At 59.3% G+C, this 15,677-nt stretch carries 12 protein-coding genes and 5 pseudogenes; 15 read left to right on the top strand and 2 right to left on the bottom strand.

Annotated features, from left to right (window positions below):
• Nucleotides 1–250: 250 nt before the first annotated feature.
• The 11 genes and pseudogenes from CTP10_RS34845 (at nucleotide 251) to pycC (ending at nucleotide 11,126) form a co-directional block, all read left to right on the top strand.
• Nucleotides 251–1,648, top strand: a pseudogene (locus CTP10_RS34845) (ISKra4 family transposase).
• A 59-nt stretch (nucleotides 1,649–1,707) separates the two neighbouring features.
• Complete coding sequence (locus CTP10_RS34840) at nucleotides 1,708–3,273, top strand: H-NS histone family protein (RefSeq protein ID WP_233528364.1); 1,566 nt, start codon at nucleotides 1,708–1,710, stop codon at nucleotides 3,271–3,273.
• A 175-nt stretch (nucleotides 3,274–3,448) separates the two neighbouring features.
• Complete coding sequence (locus CTP10_RS34835; protein ID WP_116322781.1) at nucleotides 3,449–3,709, top strand: H-NS histone family protein; 261 nt, start codon at nucleotides 3,449–3,451, stop codon at nucleotides 3,707–3,709.
• A 78-nt stretch (nucleotides 3,710–3,787) separates the two neighbouring features.
• Nucleotides 3,788–4,024 (top strand): annotated as a pseudogene (locus CTP10_RS34830) (tol-pal system protein YbgF); the annotation flags it as partial.
• Nucleotides 4,025–4,261 (top strand): annotated as a pseudogene (locus tag CTP10_RS34825) (H-NS histone family protein); the annotation flags it as partial.
• 358 nt (nucleotides 4,262–4,619) lie between these two features.
• Nucleotides 4,620–6,200: an adenylate/guanylate cyclase domain-containing protein gene (locus tag CTP10_RS34820; RefSeq protein WP_233528365.1), complete on the top strand. Its 1,581-nt coding sequence runs from the start codon at nucleotides 4,620–4,622 to the stop codon at nucleotides 6,198–6,200.
• Nucleotides 6,201–6,277: 77 nt separating this feature from the next.
• Nucleotides 6,278–7,891, top strand: coding sequence for a ThiF family adenylyltransferase (locus tag CTP10_RS34815; protein WP_158577735.1), 1,614 nt, complete (start codon nucleotides 6,278–6,280; stop codon nucleotides 7,889–7,891).
• On the top strand, nucleotides 7,888–8,397 hold the full coding sequence (locus CTP10_RS34810; RefSeq protein ID WP_116322784.1) for a Mov34/MPN/PAD-1 family protein: 510 nt from the start codon (nucleotides 7,888–7,890) through the stop codon (nucleotides 8,395–8,397). The genes CTP10_RS34815 and CTP10_RS34810 overlap by 4 nt, the downstream gene beginning before the upstream one ends.
• Nucleotides 8,398–8,834: 437 nt before the next feature.
• A complete protein-coding gene (locus CTP10_RS34805) occupies nucleotides 8,835–9,296 on the top strand; it encodes a hypothetical protein (protein ID WP_147316292.1) in 462 nt (153 codons plus the stop codon).
• 160 nt (nucleotides 9,297–9,456) lie between these two features.
• Entirely contained in the window at nucleotides 9,457–10,368 is a 912-nt protein-coding gene (gene pycTIR, locus CTP10_RS34800) for a Pycsar phage resistance system effector protein PycTIR (protein ID WP_116322785.1), read from the top strand.
• Between the two features lie 68 nt (nucleotides 10,369–10,436).
• A complete protein-coding gene (gene pycC, locus CTP10_RS34795) occupies nucleotides 10,437–11,126 on the top strand; it encodes a Pycsar phage resistance system uridylate cyclase PycC (protein ID WP_116322786.1) in 690 nt (229 codons plus the stop codon).
• A gap of 247 nt (nucleotides 11,127–11,373) precedes the next feature.
• Here pycC and CTP10_RS34790 read toward each other — a convergent pair.
• Nucleotides 11,374–11,571, bottom strand: a pseudogene (locus tag CTP10_RS34790) (Tn3 family transposase); the annotation flags it as partial.
• Between the two features lie 423 nt (nucleotides 11,572–11,994).
• On the opposite strand from CTP10_RS34790, the gene CTP10_RS34785 reads away from it, so the two are divergent.
• From CTP10_RS34785 to CTP10_RS34770, 4 genes and pseudogenes are all read left to right on the top strand, one after another.
• On the top strand, nucleotides 11,995–12,957 hold the full coding sequence (locus CTP10_RS34785) for a glyoxalase superfamily protein (protein WP_116322787.1): 963 nt from the start codon (nucleotides 11,995–11,997) through the stop codon (nucleotides 12,955–12,957).
• A gap of 91 nt (nucleotides 12,958–13,048) precedes the next feature.
• The gene (locus CTP10_RS34780; RefSeq protein WP_199414701.1) at nucleotides 13,049–13,195 is read left to right on the top strand and encodes a hypothetical protein; all 147 of its coding nucleotides are present in this window, start codon (nucleotides 13,049–13,051) and stop codon (nucleotides 13,193–13,195) included.
• A gap of 55 nt (nucleotides 13,196–13,250) precedes the next feature.
• Nucleotides 13,251–13,571, top strand: coding sequence for a hypothetical protein (locus tag CTP10_RS34775; RefSeq protein WP_147316293.1), 321 nt, complete (start codon nucleotides 13,251–13,253; stop codon nucleotides 13,569–13,571).
• Nucleotides 13,572–13,669: 98 nt separating this feature from the next.
• Nucleotides 13,670–13,856: pseudogene (locus CTP10_RS34770) on the top strand (IS21 family transposase); the annotation flags it as partial.
• On the opposite strand, the gene CTP10_RS34765 reads toward CTP10_RS34770, so the two are convergent.
• Nucleotides 13,854–15,563, bottom strand: coding sequence for an ATP-dependent nuclease (locus tag CTP10_RS34765; RefSeq protein ID WP_116322788.1), 1,710 nt, complete (start codon nucleotides 15,561–15,563; stop codon nucleotides 13,854–13,856). The pseudogene CTP10_RS34770 and the gene CTP10_RS34765 overlap by 3 nt on opposite strands.
• Nucleotides 15,564–15,677: the final 114 nt, after the last annotated feature.

Here is a 15,677-nt window from a genome sequence, read left to right as displayed (position 1 = left end):
GGGTCCGCCAGAGGACATTGGCGGGATCGAGAGGTAACTGGAGGCCAGGGAGGAACACAGTGAGTACGAGTTCCTTGACTGGCTCGAGTCTCTGCGCGAGGATCCAATTGCACTGGAAGACTTACGCGATGAGGTCGACGGGTGGCTGACTTGGCTGGATCGTCGCTTTGACCGTCAGACCGTCAATGATCGGTTGCGAGAGTTCGAGAGGTAGACTGGTCGCCGCAGTTTCCAATGGAGGAGGGCGGCCATGCGTATCAGCTTGCAATTCGTCGTGCAGGACGATGGAGACGTGCCAGCCATCGTCACCGAAATAGCCCAGTTCGAGAGAGACGGTCTTGATGTGGGCTCGCTGGGCCTGCATCTGGAGGAGGCGAAATCATTGCTGGGCCGGCTGCAGCGCACGATGGTCACGGCATAGGTTGCCGAGGCAGTTGCCCAGGCCAGCGTTTGTCCCAAGTGCGGGTCGCAGCTGACTTGCAAGGGCCACCATCATTTGGTTTTCCGTAGCGCGTTCGGGCGTCTGTCGATTGACAGTCCGAGGCTGTACCCCTGCCGGCGGTGCCAGGGCGACGCACCTAGCTTCAGCCCGGTCGCCCGCTTTCTGCCTGAGCGGGTCAGTCCAGAACTGCGGTATCTCGAGGTAAAGTTTGCGGCGTTGATGTCGTATGGTCTGACCGTCAATGTCCTGCAAGAGGTATTGCCGCTCGATCATGTGCTGGCAGCCAGCTCAATCCGGCGCCAGGTCACCACGCTCGGTCGCCGGCTGGAAGCAGAACAGGCCACCGACGCCCGGCAGTATGCGGAGGTGACCGCGAGCGTCAGTTCGTCCGAGATCCCGTAGCCCAGTCCGATCCGCGCGGTCGGCATTGACGGCGGCTACCTTCGGCTGGCCGGTCACCGGCGCCGCCAGGATGGCTGGTTTGAAGTGATCGTCGGGAAGTCCCTGCGGGATCAGGATGGCGGGCATAGTTTTGCCTACGTGCACAAGCTGGAGCGCCGACCGGCCGATCGTATGTGGAACTTCCTGCTACGAGAAGGTGTGCAACCCAGTCAGCCGGTCACCTTCCTGTCGGACGGCGGGGATACGGTACGTTTTGCGCAGCTCGGCTTTGGTGACCGCGGTGAGTACGTCCTCGATTGGTTCCACATCGCCATGCGGATACAGAACCTCGAACAGATGATCAAGGGCCGGCCGGCACACTGCGACGGCCCGACCAACGCGGCATTGATCAAGGATCTGCATGGCGCCAAGTGGCACCTGTAGCACGGCTGCCCCTATCCGGCGTTGCGCCGACTGGAAAGCCTGGGCTGGGATCTGGAGGCTGAGGCCAGCCCCGAAGAGGTCAAACTCCTCGGCAAGCTCGAGGAGTTCATTGTCTACCTCGACAACAATCGGCACTTCATCGTGAACTACGGTGACCGCTATCGGCATGGTGAGCCCATTGCATCAGGTTTTGTCGAGTCGGCCGTCAACCAGGTGGTCAGCAAGCGATTCGTCAAACGGCAGCAGATGGCTTGGCGGCCTCGGCACGCGCACAACCTACTGCAAATCCGGACCGCGGTGCTCAATAACCAGCTCCAGTCTTACGTTGAACGCTGGTATCCCTCCATCGCCGGAGAAGAAGACCACCGCCTTGCCGCTTAGTCAGCCCCCGGTTTGGCGCGGTCTCCAATAAGGAAGCGTCTGCACCTGCAGTGTCTTCAATGAAGGAGAACGAATTGACCCCGAAGCAAGTGGTTGAACCCGTTGTCGCGAGCCATGCGACGGACGGACCTGGTCAGATGGAGCTTCCCATCGCTGAGGCGATGCGCGACGCGGATCCCGTCTTGGGTGAAGCCAGTGATGCAGGCGTCGGTCGTGGCAGCGCTGACACGCAGGCCCGACGCATGGACTTCTGGTCGACAAGCCGGGATAGCAGCCCGACGGCGACCGTGTCATATCGGCGCCGGCGGCCTTACACAGCCCCGGACGCTTCAACGGAAGACGTGGCCTCGGAAGCATCGAGGGAAGCCGCCGCCTCGGAAGCGTTGAGGGAATCGGACGCGCCGGAAGCGCCCATTGCAGCCATGCCCTCGGAAGCGACCCCGGAAGCTGTGGCCGAAGCTCCGGTTGAAGTCCTGGCCACGGACGAACCGATGGAAGCTGCCGCCCAGGACGAACTGGCCGAAACGGCCGCCCCGGTCGCACCACTTTACGCCCCAGCTCCGGAAGCTGCGCCTGAAGCGATGCAGGCCCCGAAGCGCGGACGGAAGCCGAAAGCGCTCACCGAAACTGCCGCCCCGGAAGCTGCGCCGGAAGCGACGCGGGCCCCGAAGCGCGGTCGGCAGCCGAAGGCGCTCACCGAAACTGCCGCCCCGGAAGCTGCGCCGGAAGAGACGCGGGCCCCGAAGCGCGGTCGGCAGCCGAAAGCGCTCACCGAAACTGCCGCCCCGGAAGCTGCGCCGGAAGAGACGCGGGCTCCGAAGCGCGGTCGGAAGCCGAAAGCGCTCACCGAAACTACCGCTCCGGAAGCTGCGCCGGAAGAGACGCGGGCGCCGCAGCGCGGTCGGAAGCCGAAAGCGCTCACCGAAACTGCCGCTCCGGAAGCTGCGCCGGAAGAGACGCGGGCCCCGAAGCGCGGTCGGAAGCCGAAAGCGCTCACCGAAACTGCCGCTGCGGAAGCTGAGCCGGAAGAGACGCGGGCCCCGAAGCGCGGTCGGAAGCCGAAAGCGCTCACCGAAACTGCCGCTGCGGAAGCTGCGCCGGAAGCGACGCGGGCCCCGAAGCGCGGTCGGAAGCCGAAAATCCTAGCTGAAGTTGCCGCTCCGGAAGTCACGACTCAAGAGACCCCAACCCGGAAGCGCGGGCCGAAGCAGATAACACTGCCTGGAGTGGAGGCTGCCCCGGAAGCGCCGACTCAGAAGACGCGAACCCGGAAGCCGCGACAGGAGCAAAAAGCGCCTACTGCAACCCAAAGCCCGTCCCAATCCTCACTGCTCGCTCAACTGGCATCTGTCAATGCGCAACTTGAGCAGTTGCGAGCCACGGAAGTGCCAAAGGACGTGGAGGAAATTCAGCAGTGGATGCAGGAGTACGACCTCAGCATAGAGGACATTGCGGGTAAGCCCAGTGTTGAGCCCGCTGCCCGCGCTGTTCCGACCAAGACGAAGGCCGCGCCGCGCCCGAGGTACCGCAATCCCAAGACGGGCCAGACCTGGTCAGGGCGCGGTCGGGCCCCCGCGTGGATTGGCAAGAAGCCCGAGCGTTTCCTCATCGATCTCTTGTACTGAACGACAGGTTGGCGGGCGCGGCCGGTCCGCCCCCCTTCTGTCTAGCAAACTCGGCGGGCCGGAAGTTCGGCGGCCACTGCGCAGGAAGCCCAAGGGGAAGAGCCGGGCAACGAGCCGGGGGCGGCGGCGCTGCCTGGCAATCAGGACGAAGGCAACGACAGCAGTGACGGCAGCGATGACAGCAAAAACTGAGCGGGCGGACGCGATCCGCTGGATCCAGACGCAGATGGACGACTACGGGCTCACCCTCGAAGAGCTCGACGCGGCGGGGTGCTTCGCGCCGCCGCCGCCGCCTCCACCGCCAGCACCACCGGCGCCGGTGGTCTGCTACCGCAATGCGGAAGGGCTGACCTGGGACGGGCAGGGCGAGATGCCGTCGTGGCTCAAGCGGGCCGTCAATGCGGGGCAGAGCGTCGAGTTTTTCCGGGTGGGATAGACCCACCGATGCATTCGGCCCGCTGTCCAACGGCGATGTGACCAGGGGCTAACCGACACAACCCACGACGACCCATTTATGAAAGTACGCGTTTTTACCCTGTTGTGGCTAGCCGCCATGGCGAGCGGCGGCATGCTGCCCCCCACGCCGGCACACGCCGGAGTGTTCGACGATGAGCAGGCGCGCAGAACGGTCATCACCCTGCGCGACCAGTTCAACAGCTTCCAGGCGACGGCTACCCAGCGCATTGAGCAGAACAGCCGCACCACGCTCGACCTGCAGAACCAGCTCGAAGGCCTACGCCTGACGACAGCAATGACAGCAAAAACTGAGCGGGCGGCGGCGATCCGCTGGATCCAGGCGGAGATGGCTGACTACGGGCTGACCATGGAGGAGCTGGCAGCGGCCGGGTGCTTCGATCCGCCGCCACCCGCCCCCGTGCCACCGCCAGTGGTCTGCTACCGCAACGCCGCGGGGCAGAGTTGGGACGGGCAGGGCGACATGCCCGACTGGCTGCGGCGGGCGGTCAATGCGGGGCAGTCTGTGGAGTTTTTGCCGGGTCGGGTAGTCCAAGAAGGGGGGTCTGACTCTGAAACTGATCTGAATCAAGTAGTTGGAAAGCTACTGGCGGAATGAATCCTTCTTGGCTGAAAAACCTTAGCCAAACTCAGGGCGGCTAGCGCCAGATTTCGCAAAGTACGATGACGTCCAGAAGAGCGAGGGGGGCCGCCGACGAGTTGCGAGCGGAACTGGCGGCGGAGCGCAGCGAGGTCCAAGACAACCGCCCCCCTCAATGGAGGGGCAACCGACAGACATATCTTGAACTTCCGATTACCGCACCCAAGTAGATGGTTCAGGTGCGGCGCGCGAAAGGAGGAATTGGGCCGATTGGTGACCGCGAGACAAGAGCATGGACCGCCAGCGGGCGGCAAGGGAACCTATGGCCAAACGGACTTGGAATGAAGACACGGCGAAGTCGCGCATCGCGTCACGCCTGAAGGAAGTCACCAACGTCGTCATCAAGGACTACGTCCGGGACACGGACCTTACCGGCATCGGGACCGGCGTCGCCTACCGGGTGGACGGTGTCCATTTGTACATCGACATCATCAACATCAAAGAGTTGCTGGAAACGACCACCGCCGACGGTGAACGCGCACACAAGCGAGCATTGCGGTTCCTCAACAACCACTACCGCGCGGTCCGCAACATCCTGCTGAGCGTCGACGCTATCCAGGTCGACTTCCACAACCAGCGTCTGCACGCCGTCTTCGCGAAGCCCTACGACGACGAGGCGGCTCGCATTCACAAGGCGGTGGCGACCGCTCAACTCGTCCGCGACGTCCTGGTTAAGATCGGCGAGAACGAAGAGGACCCGCTGCCCGCAGCCAAGACCCGCGTCGGAATCGACACCGGCAAGGCTCTCGCCGTCAACAACGGCCGCCGCTCCAGCCGGGAGCCGTTGTTCCTCGGCAATCCTGCCAACCAGGCCGCGAAGCGGGCCGGCTTTGACACGGAGGTGGAGGGCATTTTCATCACCAACAACGCCCGCAGCGCGGTCGGCTGGGACAAAGTGCTGAACGACTCCAACACCGCGTTGACCGACGAGCAGGTCTCCAAGTCCCAAGAGAAGGCGGCTCTCGACCTGACGGTGGACAAGGTCGTCAAGGATTGGGAAACGGACCTCCAGAACAACCCCATCGGCAAATTCGAGTTCACGCGTCACACGCCCCCGTACCGCGACCTCGACCTGGAAACACTGACCCCGCGCAACTCGCGTCGGCAGGAGGGCACCTCGATCTATGCCGACATCGACAACTTCACCCGGTACGTCGCTGAGCGCATCGAAGATGACGAAGACGCCATCGACGTGGTCAAGACGCTCCACGTCCTGCGCAGCGAGCTGGACGGTGTTCTGTACGAGGATTTCGCCGGCAAGAAGGTTCGCTTCATCGGCGACTGCATTCACGGCATTCTGATCGAGGGCACCGCCGCGACCACGGACGACGCAGAAACTGCGAAGAACGCCATGCTGTGTGCTGCGGCCATGCGTAGCAGCTTTGCGGTCGCCTTGCGGGAGCTGAAAGCTGAAGGCATCGACGTCGGCGACCTTGGCCTCGCTATTGGTCTGGAGCACGGGTTCATCGCGGTGACGAGGCTAGGCATGAAGAGCGAGATGATCCGCTGCTGTATCAGCCGTTCGGTGCTCGCATCCGAGGCAGAGCAGCAGAACTGCAACGGCCGACAGACCTCCATCGGTCCGAAGTTGGACCAGCATGCGCCACAGCAGCTTCGAAACCTGTTTGGCAGCAGCCGCAAGCGCTCCGACTTCGACTACGCCGCTGCCGAGGATGCGCTGAACCCCAAGGACGACAGCAAGAAGTCAACCAACAACTCCGGCTCGTTGCTCAAGCCTGCAACGGCCGCAGCATCCGGCTTCGCGTTCGGTGCTGCGGCTGAGCCCTCGCGTACATTGGCCGGCTTCTCATGATGCCGTGGTTTGAGCGGCGTCCGCGCCGTCTGGCTCACGAGCGGCAGGCCCTTGAATCCCTCCTGCAGGAGGGATGGGTGCATGCCGTCCAGTGGTTGGTCGATAAGCAGGCGGGCACGGCGCAAGTGAACATCGACTTCGAAGGCGGCAAGCAGCTTCGGCAAGCCCGCCTCGAGTACCCCTTCATTTACCCGTTTGCGCCGCCGCGGCTGGTCCCGCGCGAGCCGGGTCAGCGATGGTCGACGCACCAGTGGGGCATGTCGGAGCTGTGCCTGCAAATCCGCGCCGACAACTGGATCAAGTCCCTGGACGGCGCGGCAGTGCTGCGCAGCGCGCGACACCTCCTTGACACCGAAAGCACTGTCGACGCTAAGGGTTGTCCGAAGGAAGTGCCTTCTGAGCATCATTTCACCGAGGGACAGCTCCTCCGCTGGGAGTACGCGCGGCTGGTTCTCAGTGATGAGCTCTTGGCAGAAGTGCTGCGCCGAGAGCCTGACGTTTGGGTTCTGGACCTGCGCATGAGCTTCTTCGAGGACTCGTGTGTCAGTTTGGCTGTTGGAATCTCTGGATCGCCCCAGTATGACCGGTGGACCGACCCGACAATCCCCAGCTCGGTGGGCCAACGCCTGAACGGCGTCGGCCGAATCGCCATCGTCGAGCCCGGCGACATTCGCCATCAGGCACTGACCTCGCCAGACATGACCTGCGCTGAGCGATGGGCGGCGTTCTCGTCCATCCCGTTCGACGACTACGGCTTCGTGGTGGGCTTGCTGGAAGGGCGCGTAATCGCGAAGTTCCTCGGCAAGGACAACCACACCCAAGACATCATCAAGATTCTCATGGACAAGCAGCAGCGTGCTCCGACGCGCAACGCTATCCTGGCAACCAAGCGTGTTGCCATCCTCGGTTGCGGGTCGATGGGCAGCAAAGTGGCCACCTCGCTCGCCCGCTCGGGCGTCCGCAGCTTCTTCTTGGTCGACGCGGATGTCCTCAAGGTCGGCAACCTGGTGCGGAACGACTTGGACTGGGGGGAAGTCGGCGCACACAAGGTCGACGGTCTGACGGCGCACCTAAAGCGCATCAGTGAACAGGTCAAGGTCGACAGGTGGGTTAACCAGCTCGGAGGGCAGACCAGCGTGGACGCATTGAATGCATGCCTGGCCAGCCTGAAGACCTGTGACCTGATCGTCGAGACCACAGGAAGCGGTCAGGGCTTCGTTTACGCCAGTTCGGTGTCGGAAAGCGAAGGCGTCCCAATGGTATGGGGGCGTGTATTTGGCGGTGGGTTTGGCGGCTACATCGCCAGGAGCCGGCCCGGCATCGAGGCCTCTCCGCTGGACATCCGCAATGCCATCTATCACTGGTTCCAGACGCCCGGATTCCCCGAGCCGCCTGCCGACGTCGGCCTCAACTACGCGGCTGACCCCGACGACCAGGCTCCCATGATTGCGGACGATGCAGATGTGTCTGTAATATCCTCGCACCTTACCGGCTTGGCCGCCGACGCGCTGCGGGGCCAGCAAATCTCCGACTACCCGCACTCGGTGTACGTCATCGGTCTGCGGAAGGAGTGGCTCTTCGAGCAGCCCTTTGACACCCGCCCGGTCGACGTTTCCGGGGTCAAGACCACGAACATCGCAGAGGACAACGAGGCGGACGGAGGCACCCGAACCGACGAGGCCAGCGCGTGATCGACGTCGTCCTCAGCGCTCGCTGTTTGCATAAGCTTAAGCGGGAGTTGCAGACCGCCGGCGAGAACGAGATAGGCGGCGTCTTGGCCGCGGAACAGATTGATGACGGGCGGTTTCTCGTGGTGGACTTGTCGGTGCAACGAAACGGCACGCACACGCACTTCAAGCGCGACCCAGTCCAGCACCGGGAGTTTATCCGGCGGTTCCATGAGCGGACGGGCCACATGCCGGAACGCTTCAACTATCTGGGCGAGTGGCACTCACATCCAACATACCCGGCAACTCCCAGTGATGTGGACTTCCGCCAGATGCAGACCTTAGTCGAAGACGAGGAGCAGAAGTCAACCTTCCTAGTTCTGGTGATTGTCAAGCTAGGCCGGGACGGGGAGCTTCGGGGGTCAGCGCACGGATTCCGGCCGGGGGTCCAACCTGTGCGCGGGCGCTTGCAAGGCATTGAGGCAGCGTCCGTCCGTGAGGAGTGCGGGCGCCTGCGATTTTTATTCTAAGTGACGTAGTTGCGAGAACATGACGCTGGTTGACCGTTTCCAAAACAAGACCATCCTAACTGAGTTCCTGCTGGCGTAAGCCACAGTGCCGGGCGACCATGAAGTGGCGACGGCACTAACCGACTCGGGCCAAGAGTGGAGTTCGCTGCCCGGTGAAAGCTCATTCATGAGAACGCCACCGATCGCGACATGTACTTCCTGCTCTTTGGGAAGGTGAGTCTGTCGGTTATGGGTAGGCTCCTATATGAAGAATGTGACCGTGGCTGAGATGTCCCCAGCGATGACTGTTTCAAGGTTGCGAGCAGTCTATGCAACCCACGGGAGATCACCGCGCGTTGCGCCCCGCAACCGTTTATAAAGTCGGCATCACCTTATTCCGCCACAATCAAAATTCTGTCTCTGGCAGAATAGTCAACCGAATCTCTCTCAGATACGCCATGGACAACACCAAGAACTCAGACGCCTGCCCGACCTTGTCGCTTAATCGACTGGCACACCATCTGGTCGATGGAAAGATCGCGCGCGAGGATGCGGTGATCCTCTGGGACCGCCCGCTCGACGATGTGGCCGCTCCTGTACGGAATGTGGCCGTTGGTTTTTTTCCGAAGAACGATCTTTCCGGGCTTCCACACAATGATCCTGATCGGCTCGCATGGAAGACGTGGAACCGCCAATGGACTCATTGCCATGGCTTACCGCTTGTACATGGTGAGGCGGGGACAGGAGGTGCGACGCCAGAAGGGATAGTCGCATTTTGGATTGTTGCCGGCTTAAATGGCCAAGAGCTCAAGGATGCTCTCCGGCATATCCAGGAGCGTGTCGCGGAGTTTAGTTTACGCCGCGTTGACGATTTCGTGGAACAACTGAGGCAAGAGCGCGAAGGCGAAGTCAACGAGTAACGCGTTCGCGAAGCGCCCGCGCGCGGCGCGCATCCTAAGCCGCGCATCGCGCGCGCACAAGCGTACGACTGTTGGGCCCGACGGGTGAGAAGATTGGTGATTGTCCAATATAATCATCGCTGGTTCTTATTTCCAAAAAGCGGCAAAAAGGCGAACAAGAATGATCGAGAGATTTTCGGGGGAAGCGGGCAAACGCCTGCGCATTGAAGCGTTCATGGGCCAAAAGCTGGTCGGCGGTGACAAGGATTTGGCAGCCGAGCTAGCCGACATGGCCGAACTACTTTCAGTCCCAATTGGCGACGTCATCATTCAGCAGGGCGCCACCGACAACGACCTGTACTTCGTTATTACCGGCGCGTTCGATATCGTTGTCAACGCCACGCCGATCCGCCGGCGCTTCCCTGGCGATTCGGTCGGGGAGATGGCAGCCGTTGAGCCGTTTCAGAAAAGGTCTGCGACGGTTAAGGCGGCTGAAGATTCCCTAGTTGCGAAAATCACGGAACTGCAGCTGAGCGAGCTCGGTGGCCGCTATCCGGACATCTGGCGCCGAATGGCGAAAGAACTCTCGAAACGCCTGATGGAGCGCAACCAGTTTGTGAATGTCAAGCGCGACAAGATCCGCGTCTTTGTGATTTCGAGCGCTGAAGCGGTTGGCGTCGCACACCTGTTGCAATCGATGTTCGCCCACGACAAGTTCCTGACCGTGCCTTGGAATCAGGGCGTGTTCAAGGTCGCGAACTATACACTCGACGATATCGAACGTGAGTTAGATCAGTGCGATTTTGCGGTTGCGATCGCACATGGCGACGATGTCACCAATACCCGCGGTACTGAATGGCCTGCCCCGCGCGATAACGTAGTCTTTGAGCTAGGTCTATTTATGGGACGCCTCGGCCGTAAGCGAGCAATTCTAATGGAGCCGCGCGGTGAGGGGGTCAAGCTGCCGAGCGACATGGCCGGCGTAACGACGATCCCCTACGTCTACGATGAGAAGAGCGATGCCGAAGCGAAGTTTGGCCCAGCTGCGAATGCGCTCCGCAAACACATCATGAGCCTCGGGGCGATCTCTTAAATGACCCTGAAGGTCGATTTCGAATCAAAGCGAGGCCAATGCTAGGTGCAAACAACTAGGATATATCCATGGCTTTAGCCGATGATCTGAAGAAATGGGTTATCGAAACGTTCACCACTGAATGGGAAGTTCAAGAAACTACTGGCGTTCCGGATCCTGTCGATTTACGTCTTAATTCCAACCACGCAAAAGACCTTAACGCGGCAACGGTCCTTTATGCGGACCTAGACGGGTCTACCGACATGGTTAATATCATGAAATGGGAGTTCAGCGCACAGATTTACAAGACATTTTTGAAGTGTGCTTCTGACATTATTAGAAATGAAGGAGGGGTGATTACTGCCTATGACGGAGACCGCGTCATGGCCGTCTTCACCGGTGACTCGAAGAATACGTCCGCAGCACGATGCGCACTTAAAATTAATTCCGCCGTCTTGGACATCATCCAGCCGGCAATTGCGAAGAAGTGGAAAACCGATTTTGTCTTAAAGCACGTAGTAGGCATAGACACAAGTCAGCTGAGAACCGCGAGAATCGGCGTGCGTGGAGACAATGACCTCGTTTGGATTGGGCGGGCCGCGAACTACGCCGCGAAACTCACAAATCTTGCCGGCAAACCAAGTCGCATTACCGTGGATGTATACAACATGTTGGCTGACGAGTCGAAATATTCGAATGGCGTAGAAATGTGGGTTCCAGAGTATTGGACGGACATGGGAATCATGACGTACACATCGACGTGGAAATGGGCCGTCTAAGGTACCCCTTTGATTTCGATGCAACCCCGATAGCTCGAAAGCATTCATGCGGGTTTCCGGGCGGCGCTCACAAGAAATTCCCGTAAAATCAATAATTTGCTGACTGGGCTATTCCCCGTATCCGCTGATGTACCAATCGCGACACGGGATGGCGGCGGGGGAGGGGATGGTAAGCCTCCAAGAAGCTTAATGCCTGCCGACGGACGGACCGACGCCAAGCTCTAGCCAGCCGCGGATTTATGCCGCTGCCGGAATGGATCGCCCGCTGGAGAATGTGCTCCGCTTCAGCGCGGTTCAGCCCGTGCTGCATCTCCTGGCGAAATGCGGTATTCGTGAAATAGTCGATCAGGAAGATCGTACGAAACAACCGTCCGAGATGCATGCGGGCCTCATAGGCGGGCTGTCCGCGCGCCCATGCTCGACAGACCGCAATAGCAGAGCCGGCATGGACTGTTGGGTAAGGCCGTTCCAGCACAGGCGCCCAACGGGATAGCGAACGTAAAGTTCCCATTAATCGCGATGCGTTCCGCGTGGCAGTGAGCAGCGTCGAAGGCTTGCCAGGCAGCACGCTCACAAAACTTTGATTCCAAGCCATTGCTGCGTCTCGATAGCGAAAGAAGTTGTCCCCCAGGCGGCTTGCCTTCACCCGAAAGCGGGACGGCAGCCTAACTTGCTAGCCGCCGGCTATCCATGGTATACATCTGGCAGGCTCCGGCGCCTGCCAGCTCGCATCGCGAAAGCGATAAGGTAAAGTCCGGCAACCTCCTGGTTGATGTTCTGAACATGTTGAATCCCTTTTTCGGGACTCGGCAGGCAACGTGAGCAGCTTATAGCCTCCTTAGGTGACGAGTCTCGATAGAGGGCACAGATGTCTTCCGAGAGCGCATTTCCCGCTGACTTTAACGTCGGCGCATTCTTTTCGGCCGTCCCGGCCAACCTGAAGCGTACTGCCACGAATGGCGAGTCGCACCTCAAGATTCTCGGCGCCCAAGCCAAAAGCCTGCAGACCTATCTCGGCAAAGCCTTTAGTTTGCAACTGACTTATGCGCAGGCACTGGAAGCCGCGGCGAGGTCGTACGGGTTTTCCGATTACAACCAGGCACGGGCCGCTTTGCTGCAGGTCTCTGCAAATGCCGCGAGAGGTGCGCGGGTGCTGGAGCTCGTTACGGCACCGAAGGCTGGCGCCGAAGACGACAGCGGTGATTGGGCCGACCAATCCGACGTATGTCGTGATGGTGGATTTGTCATGAGCCGCAGGGACCTGCTCGAGCATCTGCTGAGGACGATACCGAGCGCCGTCATCACTGGCGTGAACTTGGCCCCAGAGCCCGAGCCGGACGGGTGGTACATCGGCCGCTCGTCTAACTTCTCGAAAAGGGCGTTCAACGGGATGAGACACTTCGCACTCGGGATAGACCCCTTCGACAAGAAGCGGCATGATTGGGTACCGCGTCTCATCGAACGGGCACAGAGGCTGGCCGATGCAGGCCTGAGGTCCTACCTGCTGCTGGACAAGGAGTACATCGCGGACGAGCAGCTGTATGACTTGCTGTCGGTCCGGCGAGATTTTATCCCCATCATCGTCGGCTACAACTTCGCCTGCTCCGGGGAAGAAGGCGTGCCATTCAGCCTCTTGAGCCGAACTGCGTACGACATCTTTCTAACCGAAACCGAGTCAACATCGGTTCTTCTTGAATTGCGTGACTGCGCATCGTTGGCACTGGGCGTCACCCAAGAGGCGGCGTTGCATCTGCTGACCAACATCCCGCGCGACAAGTACTTGCGCATCCCACCACCCGTGATGGCGTCCACCCAAGCCACCCAGCTATGATCAAGCGGGCCGCAGCCCGCTTTATGTCGCTCATCCGACAGGCTGCGGCTCAGTTCGAAGCCGGGTGGGGCACCCCGCCCATGCAGTGGTGATGGCTCGCGCAGGGATCTCGCTGGGGGCATGGCGTCGTAAGGTCGACGTGCAAGTCACGCGGTTTGCGGAGTTGCCGGAGTTCGCGGCATTGCGCCCGGACGCGAACTATCCGGAACCGTTCGCCGGCGAATTTTCGGTGGGCTGAGGGAAACCTGCGCAGTTGATGGAACGCGCAAACGCCGGGGAAGGAAAGACGACGTGTGGCTTTCCCAGTCCCTCAAGATTTCAGCGTGGCAAGCCGACAGAATGGTTTCGACTACAACTGGCATCCAGGATGCATCACGATGTACACGCAGATTATTCCGGCAAGCGAATGGTTCTTTGTTTACAACAGTGTCCGGGAGACAGATTCCCCAACGGTCTGGCAATTGGAGGCCTGGGGGCTGAAAGAGAACGGCCAGGTTGACGGACTGATTGGTGCCTTTGGCGGGGAGGCAGACAACGGCGCAAGTACTGACCCGGTACCGGCGGGACATTATGAAGTGTCCGAGCGGCTTTCTTCCGGCGCCTTTGCATGTTGATTTGCACCGAATCCTGACCCACCCAAGGCTGGTTTTTGCATCGAATGTTGACCCACGTATAGAACACTGTCCCGCTCGGGAACGAGCGGGAGTTCGGAGTGGCCGACGTGGCCATACTGAGCATCATTCGACGCTGGCATCTTCGCGACCAGATCCCGCTGCGCGAGATCGCCAGACGCCCGGGCATCTCCAGGAATACGGTCAGGCGCTACCTGCACCCGTCTATCCGGCCGGCAGAGCCCGAGCAAGCTCGACGGCCATGCCGCCAAGCTTTCCGCGTGGCTAGGGCTGCGCGGCATGGCCCGGCGGTTGGACAGCAGGGCCCAGCGGTTGCATGGCAGCGGCGGGCGGCGCGAGAAACCTGGCTAATGGCTCAGTGGCGAGATGCTGAGAGACAGAAACAATCCGATCAGGAATTCCATTAGCCTGTAAGGCGGCGCGAAGACCCTTCATTAGAATCTTCCCGTGCACAAGGGGAGAGGTGGGATAAGTCATCGTCCCATAGCAGTGAACTGCGATGGCTCCTGAATCCGGCTTTTCTCCTTTCTTGATTTGATTTTGCACGCACGTATTCACATATTTTCTGACCAAATCATCACGCCGTGCAGCGAAAGCTTCTTCTAGAATGCGAGTTGCAATCTCCGGTACTACCCCGCACGTTTCCGCAACGTGTTGTGCACGCGAGAAATAGGATTCCAGGTCATTTCCCTCTGGAATGAAAACTTGCACGTTAAGCGGAGCAAATTTGGCGGCATAAGCGGCAATCGCCTGTTCGTCTAAGAAGTCGCGATCGCGGTGGATCACGTAACTAGCATTTGGATGAGTTCTCCTCAAGTGTGCAATTAGTGCAAAAGCTGTCCCCACGTTGGTACATCCCAAATACGAGACAATATCGCACTCCTCCAAATCGAACCCGTTAGATTCGAGCAATATCTCGATCAGCTGATGATCCTCATCTTCCGTCAGAAATATATAGCGAGGATTCCCAAGACGCTCGCCAACATTGAGAGCGCCGATTTCAAGTAGCGCCTTTACCTCATAGTCTTGAATATTGGGTTGGACTGATCCGTTCTTAAGCCATACAAGCCGGGATTCTTCCCACAATGCCTCCACGAGATGGCGGCTGTGCGTGGACACAACAATGTTTAAACCACCTCTCGCCGCACTGATTAACTCATCAGCCAATTGTTTTTGATTATTGGGGTGAAGGTGGCTATCAGGCTCATCCAATAGGAGAATTTTTGGCTCGAAAAGATTGATGTAGGAGAAAATTTGGATAGCCTGCAGAACTCCTGTTCCGCAGGAATCTATGGGGTAAACAACCCCATCTCGCTCGACTACGCAGCGTATTGTTTCATCGTTATCAGGACTGAACGTAACATCCAGATTGTAGTCGGGAAAAATACGAGTGATCTGCTGCCGGAAGCGTTGCCACTTTGCCCCATCGGATTTAAGCTGCAGAAGAATATTTCTGAATACACTATTCGAGTCGCCCCTTGCTGCCGCCTTTCTAACGACAAGATTCGTTTCATATTCCTCTTCGGACGGAATGCCGGCGAGTCCTGTGACGAGGGCGCTGTAGGGTCGGGTTATCGATTGCAACTGTTCGCCCAATAATTGCCCGACCAATTCAAACCGAACATTTTTATTTCTACCCTTTCGGACAGAAACCTTGGTTTCATGCTCTTCATTCAAATATGTGATACTAATCGCCTCGTTCTCTGGCTCCCTCAGTCTACCATTTGGTCCAAGTGACAGGACATCCTTGATTGGTGAATAGACGAGGTCTGTTTGGCCAATGGAGGTCGCTAGACGATCATCAGCCCAGGCACCGCCTTGCATGGACGATGTTTGGGCCACTGAGGTGCCAAATTGAATCGCTTGGAGAACGGAGCTTTTTCCGGCGTTGTTCCCGCCAACGAGGAGGGTCAAACCGTCAATATCAAGATTAATGGACTGTAGATTCTTAAAACGTTCAATTACGACTTTCATGATCTTAACGACCCGTAAAAATGAGGATCTTAGTAGTCAGCGGATAGCGGGTCATCGTACTTTCCATGCATCTTCTGGGGGTGTATGCACAGGAAAGGGCTTATCGGTCAAAAG

The sequence above is a fragment of the Cupriavidus sp. P-10 genome (assembly GCF_003402535.2).
GTDB lineage: Bacteria > Pseudomonadota > Gammaproteobacteria > Burkholderiales > Burkholderiaceae > Cupriavidus.
Note: the sequence above shows the minus strand (reverse complement) of the source record. Positions and strands in the feature narration are given on the sequence as shown.

Coding starts and splice junctions, on each gene's coding strand:
- CTP10_RS34805 (WP_147316292.1), top strand. CDS start 8,835: ATGGACAACACCAAGAACTCAGACGCCTGCCCGACCTTGTCGCTTAAT.
- CTP10_RS34785 (WP_116322787.1), top strand. CDS start 11,995: ATGTCTTCCGAGAGCGCATTTCCCGCTGACTTTAACGTCGGCGCATTC.
- CTP10_RS34840 (WP_233528364.1), top strand. CDS start 1,708: ATGAAGGAGAACGAATTGACCCCGAAGCAAGTGGTTGAACCCGTTGTC.
- CTP10_RS34765 (WP_116322788.1), bottom strand. CDS start 15,563: ATGAAAGTCGTAATTGAACGTTTTAAGAATCTACAGTCCATTAATCTT.
- pycC (WP_116322786.1), top strand. CDS start 10,437: ATGGCTTTAGCCGATGATCTGAAGAAATGGGTTATCGAAACGTTCACC.
- CTP10_RS34820 (WP_233528365.1), top strand. CDS start 4,620: ATGGACCGCCAGCGGGCGGCAAGGGAACCTATGGCCAAACGGACTTGG.
- CTP10_RS34780 (WP_199414701.1), top strand. CDS start 13,049: ATGGCTCGCGCAGGGATCTCGCTGGGGGCATGGCGTCGTAAGGTCGAC.
- CTP10_RS34835 (WP_116322781.1), top strand. CDS start 3,449: ATGACAGCAAAAACTGAGCGGGCGGACGCGATCCGCTGGATCCAGACG.
- pycTIR (WP_116322785.1), top strand. CDS start 9,457: ATGATCGAGAGATTTTCGGGGGAAGCGGGCAAACGCCTGCGCATTGAA.